Consider the following 15698-nt stretch of genomic DNA (forward strand, 5'->3'; position numbering starts at 1 on the left):
CTCCCTGATCACGAGTGATGCCCCTCTGATCACGCATGATGCCCTTCGCCGCACGGTGGGTTGCGTCGTGCAACGGTGCGAAAGGACCGTTCGTGCCGCCGGGGGCAAAACTGTCGGGGTCGTGTTCTAGCGTGGCTGTCGTGGAGTTCAGCGCAGACACCCAGGCCACCTACCTTCCCGCGGATCCCCCGCGGGACGGTGTGCTGGCGTTGTGGGGCGAGGACGTGGCCGGCGGGACCACGATCGAGCTCGTGCTGCCCCGCGGCGCGAAGTTCGCCCGGACGAAGGTGGCCGCGGAGCTCGTCCCGCTGGAACGCGCCCTGCCCCGGCTGCTGGCGGTGGGGGAGGAGGCGAGCCCGGCGGTCGCGGCGTGGTCGGCCGCGGTCAACGCCGGGGTCAACCTCGTGGCGCGCGGCCGGTTGCGGCCCGCCGTCTCCCCGGCCGGGGCGGCGGCTTGGCGGATCGGCCCGCTCGACGCGGCCGACGAAGAGCTGCTGCGCGGGCTGGCCGGTGCGTTGCCACCGGAGGCGTACGCGCTGCCGCTGACGGGGCTGAAACGCATCCGCCTGCACTCGCCGGACTCCCTGGTGCGCGCGCTCTGGGACGCGACGGCGGACCTGCTGGTGCGCAGCCCGGCGGCGCCGGTCGGGCTGGACGATCCGGCGTTCGCGGCCCGCGAACCGGCGCTGCTGGGCCCGGACGGCGCCGCCTGGCTCGCCGAGCTGGAGGCCCGCGAACCGCGGGGCGTCCAGGTGCTCCTGCGCGTCGAGGGCCGCGACGACGACTCGTTCGCCGGCGTGCTGGCGGTGCGGAGCATGGCGGAGCCGAGCCTGGTGGTGGAGGCGGCCACGCTGTGGGACGCACCGGACGCGGTGCTGAACCGGCTCGGCGACCAGGTGGAGACGCAGCTACTGCTCGGCCTGCGCCGCGGCGCGCGGGCGTGGGCACCGCTGGGCCGGGTGCTGGCCGAACCGGCACCCGCGGAGCTGCCACTGTCGGACGAGGAGGTCGTCGACCTGCTCACCGACGGCGCCCGCGAGCTGGGCGGCGCGGGCATCGAAGTGCTGTGGTCGAAGGGGTTGTTCGCGGGCGAGGTCAAGGCACGGGCGAGCGCGACGCAGGCACCGGCGAGCGTGGCGGAGGCGGAGTTCGCGCTGCGCGACCTGCTGGAGTTCCGCTGGCAGCTCAGCCTGGGCGGCGAGCAGCTGACCGAGGCCGAGGTGGCGGCACTGGCGGAGGCCAAGCGCCCCCTGGTCCGGCTGCGCGGCCAGTGGGTCCGCGTGGACCCGCAGCTGCTGGCGAAGGTGCGCGGCAGAACACGGAAGCTCGAGGCAGGCGAGGCACTGGCGGCGGCGCTCACGGGCGAGCTGGAGGTCGACGGCGAGCGCGTCGAGTTCGCGGCCCCACCGGCCCTGGGCGGGCTGGCCGAGCGCATCCGCACCCGCGCGGAGTCCGCGGTGAACCCACCACCGGGCCTGCACGCGACGTTGCGGCCGTACCAGCAGGCGGGGTTGTCCTGGCTGGCGACGATGACGGGGCTGGGTTTGGGTGCGTGCCTGGCCGACGACATGGGGCTGGGCAAGACGATCCAGCTGATCGCCCTGCACCTGCACCGTCACGCACCGGGCCAGCCCGGCGAGGCCGCGGGGCCGGTTGCGCTTGCGGGCAGCGAGCCCGCGCTTACCGGCCCGCCGCTCGCGGGCGACGAGCTTCGGGCGGCGGGGCCACCGCTGCAGCTCATTGACGGCAAACCCGGGCCCGCGCCGACCGGCTCCGCACTGGCCGGTGGCGAGGTTCGGGCGGCTGGGGCACCGCGGCAGTCTTCCGGTGGCGAGGTTCGGGCGGCTGGGGTACCGCCGCAGTCTTCCGGTGGCGAGGCCGGGGCACCCCCGCAGCTCTCCGGCAGCGAACCCACCTCCACCGGCGGCGGACCCACCCTGGTCCTCTGCCCAACCTCCCTCCTCGGCAACTGGGAACGCGAGTTCGCCCGCTTCGCCCCGCACATCCCGGTCCGCCGGTTCCACGGCGGCGGCCGTCACCTCGACGACCTGGCCCCGGACGAGGTCGTCCTCGCCACCTACGGTGTCCTCCGGCGGGACCGCGAAACCCTGTCCGAAGTGGACTGGGGCCTGGTCGCCGCCGACGAGGCGCAGCACGTCAAGAATCCGCTCTCCGCCACCGCCAAGGAACTGCGCAAGATCCCCGCCCGGGCGAAAGTCGCCCTGACCGGTACCCCCGTGGAGAACCGGCTCACCGAGCTGTGGTCCATTGTGGACTGGACCACCCCCGGGCTGCTCGGCCCGCTCGATCGCTTCCGCCGGACCGTCGCGCGGCCCATCGAACGCGACCGCGACAAGGCCGTCACCGAGCGGCTCGCCGCCACCGTCCGGCCGTTCCTGCTGCGGCGGCGCAAGACCGATCCGGACATCGCGCCGGAGCTGCCGCGCAAGACCGAGACCGACCGGTTCGTGCCGCTCACCGCCGAGCAGACCACGCTCTACGAGGCCGTCGTGCGGGAAAACCTCGCCGAGATCCGGGAATCGCAGGGCATCAAGCGGCGCGGCCAGGTCCTGCAGCTGCTCACCGAACTCAAGCAGATCTGCAACCACCCCGCGCAGTTCCTCAAGGAGCCGCACGGGGCACTCACCGGGCGGTCCGGCAAGCTCGCGGCCTTCGAGGAACTCCTCGACGTCATCCTCGACGAGGGGGAGAGCGTGCTCGTCTTCAGCCAGTACGTCCAGCTCTGCCGGCTGCTCGAACGACGCCTCGCCGACCGCGGGCTGCCCACCCAGCTGCTCTCCGGGGACAGCTCGCCCTCGAAACGGCAGGACATGGTCGACCGGTTCCAGGCCGGGGAGGTCCCCGTCTTCCTGCTGTCGCTCAAGGCGGGCGGGGTCGGGCTCAACCTCACCCGGGCCACGCACGTGATCCACTACGACCGCTGGTGGAACCCGGCGGTCGAGGACCAGGCCACCGACCGCGCCTACCGCATCGGGCAGGACCGGCCGGTCCAGGTGCACCGGCTGATCGCCGAGGGCACGCTCGAAGAGCGGATCGCGCAGGTGCTCGAAAAGAAACGGGGGCTCGCCGAATCGATCGTCGGTGCGGGGGAGGACTGGATCACCGAGCTGTCCGACGACGAGCTCGCCGACCTCGTCCGGCTCGGGAGCGGGTGATGCCACCGAGGCGGAACTTCGGCACCACCTGGTGGGGCCGTGCCTGGGTCGAGGCACTGGAGCAACGCGCGAAGCTCGACCCGAACCGGCTGCCCCGCGGACGGACCTACGCGCGCAAGGGCACGGTCAGCGAGCTGCACGTCGGCGCGGGCGAGGTCACCGCGCGGGTGCGCGGGAGCCGTCCCACGCCGTACCGGGTGACCATCACCATGCGCACCTTCACCGACGGCGAATGGGACACGCTGCTCGGCGTGGTCGGCACCCAGCTCGGGCACGCCGCGGCGCTGCTCGACGGCGAGCTGCCGGGCGCGCTCGCCGAGCAGGCGCGCGAGGCGGGCGCCGACCTGCTGCCCGGCCCGGGCGACCTGCGGCCGCGGTGCTCGTGCCCGGACTCGGCGAGCCCGTGCAAGCACGTCGCCGCCGTGTACTACCTGGTGGCCGATGAGGTCGACCGCGACCCGTTCACGCTGTTCCTGCTGCGTGGCCGTCCCCGGGCGGACGTGCTGGCCGAACTGCGGGCCCGCCGGTCGCCGGCCCGCGGCGAGAAGCCGAAGCTGCCCAAGGCGGCCGACGCAGGCGTGACACCACGCGCGGCCTACGCGCGGCGCCCGGAGAAGATCCCGGTGGTGCCACCGCCACCGCGGGTGGCCGGTCCACCGGCGGTCCTGGACCTCGACCCGCCGCCGAGCACCGGCTGGACGGCGGCGGCCCTGTCCGGCCTCGCCGCGGACGCGGCCGCCCTGGCGCGGGACCTGCTGGTCGGCGGTCCGGACGCGGCGGAGCTGACGTTCGAGGAGGACCTGGCCCGCCGCGCCGCCGGACGTCCGGCGGCGGAGGTCACCGCACTGGCGGCCGCCGCCGGAGTGCCCCCGCGCGACCTGGCCCGCTGGGCCCATGCCTGGCGTGAAGCGGGCCGCGGCGGCCTGGCCGCGCTGCGCGAGAGCTGGCAGCCGGGGCCGGGCCCGCTGGCCGAAGCCCAGTCGGTCCTGGCCGACGCGGGTCTTCCGGGAACGCCCAAGACCTGGCGCAACCGCCTGACGCAGGGAGACCTCCAGCTGCGCTACGGCCGGGACGGCCGCTGGTACCGCTTCGTCCGCGAAGGAGCGGAGTGGTGTCTCGACGGCCCACCGGCGGCGAGCCCGCTGGACCTCGTGTACTGACTACCGGTTCTCCGCTTTCCAGGCGTTGTACGTGTGATCCAGGAACCGCGCCACCCCGCGGACCACGTGCGCGCTGCGCACCGACGTGAAGACGTCGAACGCGTGCTGCGCCCCCGCCAGCTCCGCGTACGCCACCGGCTGCCGGGACTTCTCGCGCAGCCGCCGGACGAACTCGCGGGCCTCGCGGACCGGGACCAGGGAGTCGTCGCGGCCGTGGATCACGAAGAACGGCGGTGCCTCCGAGGAAATCCGGTCCAGCGGGGAGGCCGCGATGTAGTCGTCGAGGTGGTTGACCGGGTCGCGGTCCGGGGCGAACACCCGCCGCGCGATCAGGCTCTCCAGGCGGTACTTGCTCGCGCCGGACCCCGAGGTCGCCGCGAAGTCGTACACCCCGTAGTGCGGCACGCAGGCCTGGACGCTCGTGTCCGCGTCCTCGAACTCCGGCTGCAGGGCCGGGTCGTTCTGGGACAGCGCCAGCAACGCCGCCAGGTGACCGCCCGCCGAGCCGCCCGTCACCGCCACGAACCGCGGGTCGCCGCCGTAGGAGGCGATGTGCGACCGGATCCACGCCAGTGACCGCTTCGCCGCCACGATGTGCGCCGGCCAGCGGTGGGCAGGCGAGAGCGGGTAGTTGATCGCCACGCACACCCAGCCGCGGCGGGCCAGGTAGCGCATCAGCGGGCGGCCCTGCTCCTCCTTGTTGCCGATCACCCAGGCACCACCGTGGACCTGGAGCAGCACGGGCGCGCCCGAAACCGGCTCAACAGGCCGGTAGACGTCCAGCAGGAACCGCTTGCCGCCCGGGGCGTAGGCGATGTTGCGGTCGACGCGGACGTCCGGGGCGCCCATCCGGAACGGCAGCGCCAGCTCGCCCCACGGCAGCCCGAGGTCGGACCGGCCCAGCTCGGACGCGTAGTCCTCGCCCAGCGCCGACGTCAGCGCCGACTCGATCTCTTCGCGGGCGCCGTGCCCGGTGCGGATCAGCGTCGCCAGCCCGGCGGCCGACGCCGCCGCCATCGCCAGCCCCGCCTGCGTCGACCGGTCGCGGACGCCGTGGCGGGCCAGGTGGACCGCCGTGTCGGCGACCGTCAGCGCCAGGAACTGGGGCGCCAGCTCGCCGGTCAGCCATCCCGCGAAGAACACCGGGATCGTCGTGGACCGGGCCCGCAGCGGGCGGAGCGCGTTGGCCGTCAGACCGAGCTGGACCGCGCGGCGGATCAGGAAATTCGGCTGCACCACCGTGATGATACCGGTGAGTAGGGTGACGCGCTCCCCGCCGGAAGTGGCTTACCCTGGCGCCATGCAGAGATTGAGCGGCCTCGACGCGAGCTTCCTGTACCTCGAGACGTCGTCGCAGGTCCTGCACATCTGCGGGCTGCTCACCCTCGACGGCTCGACCGTTCCCGGCGGCTACACCTTCGCCAAGCTCAAGGACCGGCTCGACGAACGCGTCCGGATGATCCCGGCATTCCGCCGCAAACTGCACAATCCGCTGTGGAATCTCGGTCATCCCGTGTGGATCGAGGACGAGGAGTTCGACCTCGACCACCACGTGCACCGCATCGGCGTGCCCGCCCCCGGCGACCGCGCCGAGCTGGCCGAGCTGTGCGCGCACATCGCCGGGCAGCAGCTGGACCGCGCGCACCCGCTGTGGCAGCTGTACGTCATCGAAGGCCTGGCCGACGGCCGGATCGCCGTCCTGCTGAAGATGCACCACGCCAGCGTCGACGGCGTGAGCGGCGCCAGCCTCATCACCTACCTCGCCGGGCTCGCCCCGGACGCGCCGCTGCCGGAGATCGAGCAGCCGCACAACTCGGCGATGCCCGCGCCGCTGGAGCTGCTGCGCTCCGGCGTCGAGACGTTCGCGCGCCGCCCCGCCGAACTTGCCCGGCTGTTGCCCGACCTGCTCGGCCTGGTGCCGCGGTGGCTGGGGAAAGCCCTGCAGGGCAAGGGGATGCCGGTGCCGTTCACCGCGCCGCGGACCTCGCTGAACGGCACGATCACCGGGCACCGCAGCGTCGCCTTCGCCCAGCTGGACCTGGACGAGATCAAGGAGGTCAAGAACGCCTTCGGGGTCACGGTGAACGACGTCGTGCTCGCGCTGGTCGCCGGTGCGCTGCGCGAGTTCCTGGCCGCGCGGGGCGATCTGCCGTCGGACCCGCTGGTGGCGACCGTGCCGGTCTCGGTGCACGACCGCACCGCCCGCGAGCACGGCAGCAACAAGGTGTCGGCCTTCTTCGCGTCACTGCCGACGCACCTGGCCGACCCGGCCGCGCGGGTGTTCTTCCTCGCCGAGGCCAACCGGCGGTCGAAGGACCACCACTACGACATCGACGCGGACATGCTGCAGGACTGGGCGCAGTTCTCGGCCGCGACGGCGTTCGGGCTGGCCGTGCGCGCGTATTCCGCGCTGCGGCTGGCGGAACGGCACCCGGTGGTGCACAACCTGGTCGTCTCCAACGTGCCCGGCCCGCCGATGCCGCTGTACTTCCTCGGCGCGCGGATCACCGGCCTCTACCCGCTGGGGCCGGTCTTCCACGGCGCCGGGCTGAACGTCACCGTGCTGTCGAACGCGGGCAAGGTGCACGTCGGCCTGATCGGCGCGCGCGAGCTGGTCAAGGACCTCTGGCCGCTGGCCGACGCGCTGCCGGACGCGCTGGCGGAGCTGCTCAAGGCCGCGGGCTGAGCACCACGACCGGGATCTCCCGGTCGGTCCAGGCCTGGTACTTCGCGAAGTCGGCGTACAGCTCGACCAGCCGCGGCCACAGCTCGGCACGCTCCGGGGGCCCGGCGACCCGCGCGGTGACCGGGACGTCCCGGCGGCCCTTGAGGTGGACGCGGGTTTCGGGGTGCGCCACCAGGTTGAAGTACCACTGCGGGTGCCGCGGCAGGCCGCCCTGCGAAGCGACGATGACGAAGTCCTCGCCGTCCTGCAGGTAGAGCAGCGGCGTGGTGAACAGCTTCCCGGACCTCCGGCCGCGGTGGTCGAGCAGCAGGGTTGGGACCGGCTTGCGGAAACCGGCGCCGACCCGCCAGGTGCTGCCGACCCGGCCGCCGGTCAGGCGGAAGATCGCCACCTGCGCCTTCGCCATGTACTTCATGGCCTTGGCCGTCACGGGCGAGTCGAGGTTGTCGGGTTTCTGCTCGGGCAGGCTGAAACGTCCCATCGTGGGTTCCTTCCTCAGAGGGAGTGGACGGCGGCGAGCAGGGCGGGCACCCAGCGGTCGGCGGCCAGCACGCAGGCGGCGTGCCCGGCCGCGACCTCGAAGGCGGCCGCGCCCGGGATCCGGCGGGCCAAAGATCGCTGGTGCTCGGGCGCGATGAACCGGTCCCGGCCGGTCACCACCACGGCGGTGGGCTGCCGCAGCGTGTGCAGCCACGGCGTGGAATCGAACCGGCCGATCTCGTCGACGGCGACCGCGATCTCCCACGGCCGTGTCGACCGAAACTCCCGCAGGCCCCACCGGTGGTCTTCGAGCCGGTCGCGGGGCGCGCCGGGCGCGACCGGCACCCGCACCCGCTCGCGCAGCCGGCGGATCGTCCGCCCGAAGACGTCGAGGGCGACGCTCTGGCGCAGCCCGCGGCGGAAGTTGCTCGCGGTCGAGCACAGCACCAGTCCGGTAACACGTTCTCCTTCGGTGCGCGCGACGAGCTGCGCGACCATCCCGCCCATCGAGTAGCCGGCGACGGCGAACCGCCCGATCCCGAGGGCGTCCGCGACGGCCGTGACGTCCTCGGCGCAGTCTTCGAGGCGGAACTCGGGGGAGCGGATGCCCTGGCCGTGCCACCGCTGGTCGAACACGACGACGCGGTGGTCGCGCGCCAGGTGTTCCAGGGCTGGATACCAGGTCAGCAGGCCCGTGCAGGCCACCGAATGCAGCAGCAGGAGCGCGGGCGCGTCCCGCGGGCCGACGTCGGTGACCACCGTGCGCCCGCGGCCGGGCAGGTCGAGCGGGACCGGGTCGGGGACGCCGGCGGTCGGCGGCACGGTGATCAGCCGCCGCGTCGCCGCCATCGCGCTCCTCCTCCGGGGGTTGCCGTGCCCGCCCTTTCCGGATAAGACTAGAACAGGTTTCACTATTGCGCCCGATCCGGAGGACAGGCGTGGACTTCAGCCTTGACGATACGCAGACCGAGATCGCCGCCCTTTCCGCGAAGGTGCTCGGCTCCGGCGACGACCCCTGGCAGGCCCTCGCGTCGGCGGGCCTGCTCGCCCTCGCGTTGCCCCCGGAGCTGGAGGGTGACGGCCTCGGCGTCGCGGAGGTCGCGCAGGTCCTCACCGAGGCCGGGCGTGCTGCCGCGCCCGTCCCGGCGTACGCGGCGCTGGCGCTGGGGGTCCTGCCGGTCGAGACGCTCGGCACGCCCGCGCAGCGCGCCGACCTCCTGCCACCGGTCGCCGCCGGGGAGGCGTTGCTGACCGCGGCACTGCACGAACCGTCCGCGCCGCTGACCACGGCCCCCGCCGCGACCGCGCGGGCGCACGACGGGAAGTGGCTGCTCAACGGCGTCAAGACCGTGGTTCCGTACGCGGAGCAGGCAGCCCGGATCCTCACGCCCGTTTCCACGCCGCACGGCACGGCCGTGTTCCTGGTGGACCCGCACGCCGACGGCGTCACGCTCGTCCCCACCCGCACTTCGGCCGGGACGCCGGAATGCACCGTGCGCCTGGCGGACGTCGCCGTCGAGGAGTCCGGCCTGCTGGCCGGCCGGGAGGCCGTCGCGGTGCTGCACCGGTTCGCCCTGGCCGGGGCCCTCGCGCTCGGCGACGGTCTGCTCGCCGGGGCACTGGCGCTCACGGTGCAGCACGTCGGCACGCGGACCCAGTTCGGCCGTCCACTTGCGACGTTCCAGGCGGTCGCCGGCCAGGTCGCCGACGTCTACGTCGCCGCGCGGACCGTCCACCTGGCGGTGACCTCCGCGGTGTGGCGGCTGGCGGCAGGCCTCGACGCGGACGCCGAACTCGACATCGCCGCCTACTGGTTCGCCTCGCAGGCTCCGGAAGCGCTGGCCACCTGCCACCACCTGCACGGCGGCGTCGGCGTGGACGAAACCTATCCGCTGCACCGGTATTCCTCGATGGTGAAGGACCTCGGCCGGGCGCTCGGTGGCGCCGCGCACCGGCTCGGCAGGCTCGGCGAACGAGTGGCGGGGTGAGCGGAATGCACGTCGAACTGACTGCGGCGCAACGACAACTGCGCGCCGAGCTGCGCGAGTACTTCGCCGGGCTGATCAGCCCCGAGGAACGCCGGGCGATGCGGCGCGAGCGGCACGGGCCGGTGTTCCGCGAGATCGTCCGGCGGATGGGCCGCGACGGACGGCTCGGCGTCGGCTGGCCGGTCGAGTACGGCGGGCAGGGTTTCGGCGGCATCGAGCAGCACCTGTTCGTCGACGAAGCCGCGCGCGCCGACGTCCAGCTGCCGTCGGTGACACTGCAGACGGTCGGGCCGACGCTGCAGGAGTTCGGCACCGACGAGCAGAAGGCCTTCTTCCTGCCGCGCATCCTGGCCGGGGAGATCCACTTCGCGATCGGCTACACCGAGCCGGAAGCGGGCACCGACCTCGCCGCGCTGCGGACGACGGCGGTGCGAGACGGCGACACCTACGTCGTCAACGGCCAGAAGATCTTCACCACCGGCGGCCACGACGCGGACTACATCTGGCTGGCCGTGCGGACCGCGCCCGATGCCCCACGGCACAAGGGCATCTCGATCCTCATCGCCGACACGAGCGACCCCGGCTACTCGTGGACGCCGATCATCACCTGCGACGGCGCCCACCATGTCAACGCGACGTACTATTCGGACGTCCGCGTTCCGGCGAACCGCTTGGTGGGCAAGGAAAACGAAGGATGGCGCCTGATCACCACGCAGCTCAACCACGAGCGCGTCATGCTCGGCCCGGCCGGGCGGATCGGCGGGCTGTACGACCGCGTGCGGGACTGGGCGGCCGCGCGCGCCCTGCTGGACCTGCCGGACGTCCGGGCCGTGCTGGCCGACGCGCTGGCCGTCACGCGGGTCAACGAGCTGCTGAACTGGCAGGTCGCGGTGTCCTCGGCGAGCGCGCCCGTGGGGGTCGCCGACGCGTCGGCGACCAAGGTGTTCGGTTCCGAGGCCATCCAGCGGATCGGCCGGGCACTGGAGGAGGTCGTCGCCCGCCACGGCGATCTGTCCGATCCGGACACCGCGGAACTCGCGGAATGGCTGGACATCGCGGCGAAACGCAACATCGTGCTGACGTTCGGCGGCGGCGTCAGCGAAATCCAGCGGGAGCTGATCGCCTCGATCGGCCTGGGACTGCCGAGGGTGCCACGATGACGATCGAAGAAGCGGCCGCGGAGATCGCCGCCCGCGGGGAGTGCGCGCCGCGCCTGGCGCGTGATCCGGTCAACCAGGCCATGATCAACAACTGGGTCGAGGCCATCGGCGACCGCAACCCGGTCTACACCGATCCGGAGTTCGCCGCGCGCAGCGTCCACAAGGGACTGGTCGCGCCGCCCGCGATGGCGCAGGTGTGGACCATGGGCGGCCTGAACGTCCCGCGCGGGACCGACGACCCGCTCGGCCTGATGATGGAACTGCTCGACGAAGCCGGGTTCACGTCGGTCGTGGCGACCAATTCCGAGCAGACCTATCACCGCTACCTGCGCCACGGCGAGCAGGTCGAGGCACGGACGCGGCTGGAGAGCGTCGTCGGTCCGAAGAGGACCGCGCTCGGCGAAGGCTGGTTCGTCACGACGCGGATGACCTGGTATGTCGGCGAGGAAGCCGTCGCGGAGATGATGTTCCGGGTGCTGAAGTTCCGCCCGCCCGCCCCGAAGCCGCCGCCGTCGCCGGTGCTGCGGCCGGTGATCAGCCGCGACACCGAGTTCTTCTGGGACGGCCTGAAGCAGGGCGAGCTGCGGATCCAGCGGTGGGGCGAGACGCTGCGGCACCCGCCCGGGCCGATGCCGCCCGACGGGGCGCTGGACACGAAACCGGACTACGTCGTCGCGAGCGGCCGCGGCACGGTGTACTCCTACGTCGTGCACCACCACCCGCCGGTGCCCGGCAAGGAACTGCCGTTCGTGGTCGCCCTGGTCGAGCTGGAGGAAGGGGTCCGGGTGATGGCCGAACTGCTGGACGCGGATCCGGCCGAAGTCCACATCGGACTGCCGGTGGAGGCCGCGTTCGTCCGCGTCGACGACGACCTGACCCTGCCCGCGTGGAAGGTGGCCCGATGATCGCCGTCGCCGAAGGGACCGAGCTGCCGCCGCTGACGATCGAGGCGACGCCGACGTTCGTCGTCAGCACGGCGCTGGCCACCCGGGACTTCCAGGACGTGCACCACGATCGCGACTCGGCGGTCGCGCGTGGCTCCAAGGACATCTTCCTCAACATCCTCACCGACACCGGGCTGGTGCAGCGGTTCGTCTCGGAGTGGGCCGGTCCGGAGGCACTGATCCGGTCGATCAAGATCCGGCTCGGCGTGCCCTGCTACGCCTACGACACGCTGACGTTCACCGGGCGCGTGGTTTCCTGTTCGGGCCGGGACGTCGTCGTCTCGGTGTCCGGTGTGGACAGTCTCGGCGAGCACGTCGCCGGGACCGTGGAGGTGACGCTGCCGTGACGCTCTCGGGCCGGGCGGCCATCGCCGGGATCGGTGCGACGGAGTTCTCGAAGGACTCCGGGCGCAGCGAACTGCGGCTGGCCGCGGAGTGCATCTCGCACGCGCTGGCCGACGCGGGTCTCACGCCGTCCGATGTGGACGGTCTGGTGTCGTTCACCATGGACGGCAACGCGGAGATCGCCGTCGCGCGCGAACTGGGGATTCCCGAACTGAAGTTCTTCAGCCGCGTCCACTACGGCGGCGGCGCGGCGGCGGCGACCGTGCAGCAGGCCGCGATGGCGGTGGCGACCGGCGTCGCGGACGTCGTCGTCGCCTACCGCGCGTTCAACGAGCGGTCCGGGCACCGCTTCGGCCAGGTGTCGTCCGCCGCGGCGGGGCAGGTCAACTCCTCGGGCGTGGACAACGCGTTCCACTACCCGATGGGGATCGCGACCCCGGCCGCGACGGTGGCCATGGTGGCACAGCGTTATCTGCACGACTACGGCGCGACGAGCGAGGACTTCGGCCGGATCGCGGTGATCGACCGCAAGCACGCGGCGACCAACCCGAACGCGTGGTTCCATGGGCGGCCGATCACCCTGGCGGAGCATCAGGCGTCGCGCTGGGTGGCCGAACCCCTGCACCTGCTCGACTGCTGCCAGGAGAGCGACGGCGGGGTGGCGCTGGTGGTCACGAGCGTCTCGCGGGCGCGCGACCTGGCCCGCCCGCCGGCGGTGATCGCCGCGGCGGCGCAGGGTAGCGGGCCGGACCAGTACGTGATGACCAGTTACTACCGCGACGACCTGGCGGCGTTGCCGGAGATGGGCGTCGTGGGGCGGCAGCTGTGGGCGCAGTCCGGGCTGCGGCCGTCCGATGTGGACGTCGCGGTGCTGTACGACCACTTCACGCCGTATGTCCTGATGCAGCTGGAAGAGCTGGGCTTCTGCGGGCGCGGCGAGGCGAAGGACTTCATCGGCGGCGGCACGCTGGAGCTCGACGGCGCGCTGCCGCTCAACCCGCACGGCGGCCAGCTCGGCGAGGCGTACATCCACGGCATGAACGGCATCGCGGAGGCCGTCCGCCAGATCCGCGGCACGGCGGTGAACCAGGTGCGCGACGCGTCCCGGGTGCTGGTCACGGCGGGCACCGGCGTGCCGACGAGCGGACTCGTCCTGACGGGTGACTGACGGCGTCACCTCAATGACGGCTGGTGCGCGGCGGTCGTGGGTGTCACGGTGGAGACACCACCCACGACGGAGAGTGAGGCCCGCGCGTGCAGCTGGTGGACTGGGTGCTGACGGCGGTGTTCGCGGCACTGGCGTTGCCGTGCGTGCTGCGCCTGGTCCGCCTCGACTACGCGACGCTGGGCGCGGCCGTCCGCCAGGGCGACCTGGCGGAGCTGCTGCTGGTGCTGGCGATGGTGGCGATGCTATCCCCGGTCGGCGGCCCGATCCCGGCGGCGGGCTGGCAGGCAGTACTGGCCCTGACGGCAGCCTGGTTCGCGGCGGCCTGGGTCCGCGGCCGGACGGACTGCGCCCACCACGCCCTCTCGTCGGCGGCAATGCTGTACATGGTGACGGCAATGCCCCACCCGAGCACCCACGGACCATGGCTGACAATGTCCACAATGGACGCCCGCCTGGCGTTGCCCCTGGTGGCAGTGACGGCGGCAGGCTACTTCGTCCTCGACGCGGCCTGGTCGGGCAGGCTGGTACTCCGCGGCACGGCGACGTCGAACCCCGGCCAGGCTTCGCGGGCGTTGTGCCGGGCGGCGATGGGGGCGGGGATGGGCTACCTGCTGCTGGCCTCGGCTTTGTGACGGCAGCGGAGTCCCGGATGTCTTGAATGAGTCATTCAGGACATCCCAAGCCCTGAATGACTCATTCAAGACACTCGGGGCGCGCCGGATCAGCCCTCGGCGCGGCGACGGCGAACTCCGGCCAGGCTTCGCGGGCGTTGTGCCGGGCGGCGATGGGGGCGGGGATGGGCTACCTGCTGCTGGCCTCGGCTCTGTGAGCACGGCCCCGAGAGGTCCCCGGCCTGGGGGACCCCCGGATTTCACGTTACCGGAGGCCACCGACAATTCCGGGCGGTGCAGCGGCACCCGGCCCTGCGACACCGTGGACCTGGAGCCTCCGATCGGCGCGTGCTGAAGGGCGCCTTCGGTACGTGTGACGTGAGGAAGGTGCCCTTCGCTGCATCCCGCGTGGATTTCCCGGTCGCGTGTGCTGAAAGGGACTTTCCTGGCGTCTGGCGCGACGAAAGTCCCTTTCGTCGCGCGGCACGAGACGAAAGCGCCTTTCAGCCCACCGGGGACCGCCTCCGGTAGCCGGTCGTGAGTGGCAATGAGGGTTCTAACCCGAATTACCACTCACGACAAGCCGCGGCAGATCGCCCAACCAGGCGGTCCGCCCGTCAGCCTTCGATCCGCCGGACCTCGCCGTGGGGGCTCTCGCCGGGCTCCGGCAACGCCTCCGCCGGGTGCTCCGCCGTCCACTGGCGGGCCGCCGCGATGTCCTTCTTCAGTGCCGTGATCAGGTCCTCCGCCGAGGCGTACTTCTCCTGGTCACGCAGGTGGGACCCCAGCCAGACCAGGAGCGTCTCGCCGTACAGGTCGCCCGAGAAGTCCAGCAGGTGGGCCTCCAGGAGGCGGTATCCGTCCGCGCCGTAGTACGTCGGGCGGCGGCCGACCGAGATGGCCGCCGGGATGCGCGTGCCGTCCTCGCGGCCCGCCCAGCCTGCCCACACTCCGTCGCCCAGTGAGCCCGCCTGGTCGCCGAGTGCGATGTTCGCCGTGGGAAAGCCCAGCTCACGGCCGCGCTGGTCGCCCGGCTCGACCGTGCCCCGCACCACGAAATACTCCGGCATCGTGTCCCGTCCCTCCCGAGGTCCTCCCGCCTACGTTAGCGGGCCGGCCGCCGGGGGTTCAGCGGATGGACAGCACCGTGTCCGCCAGGACCGGCGCGTCGTCCCGCTCGGCTGCCGTTGTCGTCACCAGCAGCCGGTCGTCCGCGTGCCACACCCGCGTCCGCAACGTCTCGCCCGGGAACACCACCCCGGCGAACTTCGCCGCGAACGACCCCACTCGTCCCGGGTCTCCGTCGAGGAACTCGTTCACCAGGATCCGGGCCACGATCCCGTACGTGCACAGCCCGTGCAGGATCGGCCGGTCGAACCCCGCCGCGCGGGCGAACTGCGGGTCCGCGTGCAGCGGGTTCCGGTCGCCGCACAGCCGGTACAACAACGCCTGCTGGGGCAACGTCGGTGTCTCCAGCACCAGGTCCGGTTCCCGGGACGGCCAGTCGATGCGGTCCGAAGGACCACGCGACCCGCCGAAGCCGCCTTCGCCGCGGGCGAAGATGCTCGACCTGGCCGTCCACAGTGGATCGCCGGCCGACGACGTGACCGCCACCTCCTGGACCACCACCGCCGCCTTGCCCTTGTCGTACACGTCGGCGATGCGCGACCGCGCCACCGCCTTGCCCTCCGCCGGGATCGGCCGGTGCAGCGTGATCTCCTGCTTGCCGTGCAGCACCTTCGCCAGGTCGATCTCCACGCCGGGGAACGACACCGCGGGCGGGTCGAACACCCGCAGGTTGGCCGCCACCGTCGCGAACGTCGGCAGCACCACCAGATCCTGCTCGTACGTGTACCGCAGCTCCTCCGGCCCCGCGCCCAGCGCCAGGTGGTAGAGCAGCACGTCCGACGCCGTCCAGGCGAAGCTCACCTCGCCGATCTCGGCGCCGATCGCGACGTCGGGATTGATGGGCACGCGGGC

15 protein-coding genes are annotated in these 15698 nt (G+C 72.6%); 10 read left to right on the forward strand and 5 right to left on the reverse strand.

Translation table 11 applies throughout. From position 1 onward, the window contains the following. Positions 1 to 140 precede the first annotated feature (140 nt). Both ABJI51_RS00210 and ABJI51_RS00215 read left to right on the forward strand, forming a co-directional pair. Complete coding sequence (locus tag ABJI51_RS00210) at positions 141 to 3176, forward strand: DEAD/DEAH box helicase (RefSeq protein ID WP_348946752.1); 3036 nt, start codon at positions 141 to 143, stop codon at positions 3174 to 3176. Further along, the gene (locus tag ABJI51_RS00215; protein WP_348946753.1) at positions 3176 to 4336 is read left to right on the forward strand and encodes an SWIM zinc finger family protein; all 1161 of its coding nucleotides are present in this window, start codon (positions 3176 to 3178) and stop codon (positions 4334 to 4336) included. Before ABJI51_RS00210 ends, ABJI51_RS00215 begins: the two co-directional genes overlap by 1 nt. Here the strand turns inward: ABJI51_RS00215 and ABJI51_RS00220 are convergent, their stop codons facing one another. Beyond that, positions 4337 to 5572 carry an alpha/beta hydrolase gene (locus ABJI51_RS00220; protein WP_348946754.1) on the reverse strand — a complete coding sequence of 412 codons (1236 nt, stop codon included), beginning with the start codon at positions 5570 to 5572 and terminating at the stop codon, positions 4337 to 4339. Between the two features lie 64 nt (positions 5573 to 5636). Between ABJI51_RS00220 and ABJI51_RS00225 the strand changes: the two genes are divergently transcribed. Next, positions 5637 to 7022: a WS/DGAT/MGAT family O-acyltransferase gene (locus tag ABJI51_RS00225; RefSeq protein ID WP_348946755.1), complete on the forward strand. Its 1386-nt coding sequence runs from the start codon at positions 5637 to 5639 to the stop codon at positions 7020 to 7022. Here the strand turns inward: ABJI51_RS00225 and ABJI51_RS00230 are convergent. Further along, positions 7006 to 7503, reverse strand: a complete 498-nt coding sequence (locus ABJI51_RS00230) for a nitroreductase family deazaflavin-dependent oxidoreductase (protein ID WP_348946756.1) — start codon at positions 7501 to 7503, stop codon at positions 7006 to 7008. The two genes, ABJI51_RS00225 and ABJI51_RS00230, sit on opposite strands and share 17 nt — an antisense overlap. A gap of 14 nt (positions 7504 to 7517) precedes the next feature. Continuing rightward, on the reverse strand, positions 7518 to 8351 hold the full coding sequence (locus tag ABJI51_RS00235; protein WP_348946757.1) for an alpha/beta fold hydrolase: 834 nt from the start codon (positions 8349 to 8351) through the stop codon (positions 7518 to 7520). A gap of 89 nt (positions 8352 to 8440) precedes the next feature. Here ABJI51_RS00235 and ABJI51_RS00240 point away from each other — a divergent pair, with 89 nt between their 5' ends. From ABJI51_RS00240 to ABJI51_RS00270, 7 genes are all read left to right on the forward strand, one after another. Then, positions 8441 to 9490 (forward strand): acyl-CoA dehydrogenase family protein, encoded by a 1050-nt coding sequence (locus ABJI51_RS00240; protein WP_348946758.1) that lies wholly within the window; start codon positions 8441 to 8443, stop codon positions 9488 to 9490. Between the two features lie 5 nt (positions 9491 to 9495). Beyond that, complete coding sequence (locus ABJI51_RS00245; protein WP_348946759.1) at positions 9496 to 10650, forward strand: acyl-CoA dehydrogenase family protein; 1155 nt, start codon at positions 9496 to 9498, stop codon at positions 10648 to 10650. Beyond that, entirely contained in the window at positions 10647 to 11555 is a 909-nt protein-coding gene (locus ABJI51_RS00250) for a bifunctional MaoC family dehydratase N-terminal/OB-fold nucleic acid binding domain-containing protein (RefSeq protein WP_348946760.1), read from the forward strand. The genes ABJI51_RS00245 and ABJI51_RS00250 overlap by 4 nt, the downstream gene beginning before the upstream one ends. After that, on the forward strand, positions 11552 to 11941 hold the full coding sequence (locus ABJI51_RS00255; RefSeq protein WP_348946761.1) for a MaoC family dehydratase: 390 nt from the start codon (positions 11552 to 11554) through the stop codon (positions 11939 to 11941). The genes ABJI51_RS00250 and ABJI51_RS00255 overlap by 4 nt, the downstream gene beginning before the upstream one ends. Further along, positions 11938 to 13107 (forward strand): lipid-transfer protein, encoded by a 1170-nt coding sequence (locus ABJI51_RS00260; RefSeq protein WP_348946762.1) that lies wholly within the window; start codon positions 11938 to 11940, stop codon positions 13105 to 13107. The genes ABJI51_RS00255 and ABJI51_RS00260 overlap by 4 nt, the downstream gene beginning before the upstream one ends. A gap of 92 nt (positions 13108 to 13199) precedes the next feature. Then, positions 13200 to 13739 carry a DUF5134 domain-containing protein gene (locus ABJI51_RS00265; RefSeq protein WP_348947644.1) on the forward strand — a complete coding sequence of 180 codons (540 nt, stop codon included), beginning with the start codon at positions 13200 to 13202 and terminating at the stop codon, positions 13737 to 13739. Between the two features lie 56 nt (positions 13740 to 13795). Further along, the gene (locus ABJI51_RS00270) at positions 13796 to 13936 is read left to right on the forward strand and encodes a hypothetical protein (protein ID WP_348946763.1); all 141 of its coding nucleotides are present in this window, start codon (positions 13796 to 13798) and stop codon (positions 13934 to 13936) included. 399 nt (positions 13937 to 14335) lie between these two features. Here ABJI51_RS00270 and ABJI51_RS00275 read toward each other — a convergent pair whose 3' ends face one another. Then, complete coding sequence (locus ABJI51_RS00275; RefSeq protein ID WP_348946764.1) at positions 14336 to 14788, reverse strand: riboflavin kinase; 453 nt, start codon at positions 14786 to 14788, stop codon at positions 14336 to 14338. Positions 14789 to 14846: 58 nt separating this feature from the next. Continuing rightward, positions 14847 to 15692: a MaoC/PaaZ C-terminal domain-containing protein gene (locus ABJI51_RS00280; protein ID WP_348946765.1), complete on the reverse strand. Its 846-nt coding sequence runs from the start codon at positions 15690 to 15692 to the stop codon at positions 14847 to 14849. Positions 15693 to 15698: the final 6 nt, after the last annotated feature.

The organism is Amycolatopsis melonis (genome assembly GCF_040064235.1).
Classification (GTDB): Bacteria; Actinomycetota; Actinomycetes; order Mycobacteriales; family Pseudonocardiaceae; genus Amycolatopsis; species Amycolatopsis melonis.

Coding starts and splice junctions, on each gene's coding strand:
- ABJI51_RS00215 (WP_348946753.1), top strand. CDS start 3,176: ATGCCACCGAGGCGGAACTTCGGCACCACCTGGTGGGGCCGTGCCTGG.
- ABJI51_RS00225 (WP_348946755.1), top strand. CDS start 5,637: ATGCAGAGATTGAGCGGCCTCGACGCGAGCTTCCTGTACCTCGAGACG.
- ABJI51_RS00230 (WP_348946756.1), bottom strand. CDS start 7,503: ATGGGACGTTTCAGCCTGCCCGAGCAGAAACCCGACAACCTCGACTCG.
- ABJI51_RS00235 (WP_348946757.1), bottom strand. CDS start 8,351: ATGGCGGCGACGCGGCGGCTGATCACCGTGCCGCCGACCGCCGGCGTC.
- ABJI51_RS00245 (WP_348946759.1), top strand. CDS start 9,496: ATGCACGTCGAACTGACTGCGGCGCAACGACAACTGCGCGCCGAGCTG.
- ABJI51_RS00250 (WP_348946760.1), top strand. CDS start 10,647: ATGACGATCGAAGAAGCGGCCGCGGAGATCGCCGCCCGCGGGGAGTGC.
- ABJI51_RS00255 (WP_348946761.1), top strand. CDS start 11,552: ATGATCGCCGTCGCCGAAGGGACCGAGCTGCCGCCGCTGACGATCGAG.
- ABJI51_RS00270 (WP_348946763.1), top strand. CDS start 13,796: ATGACTCATTCAAGACACTCGGGGCGCGCCGGATCAGCCCTCGGCGCG.
- ABJI51_RS00275 (WP_348946764.1), bottom strand. CDS start 14,788: ATGCCGGAGTATTTCGTGGTGCGGGGCACGGTCGAGCCGGGCGACCAG.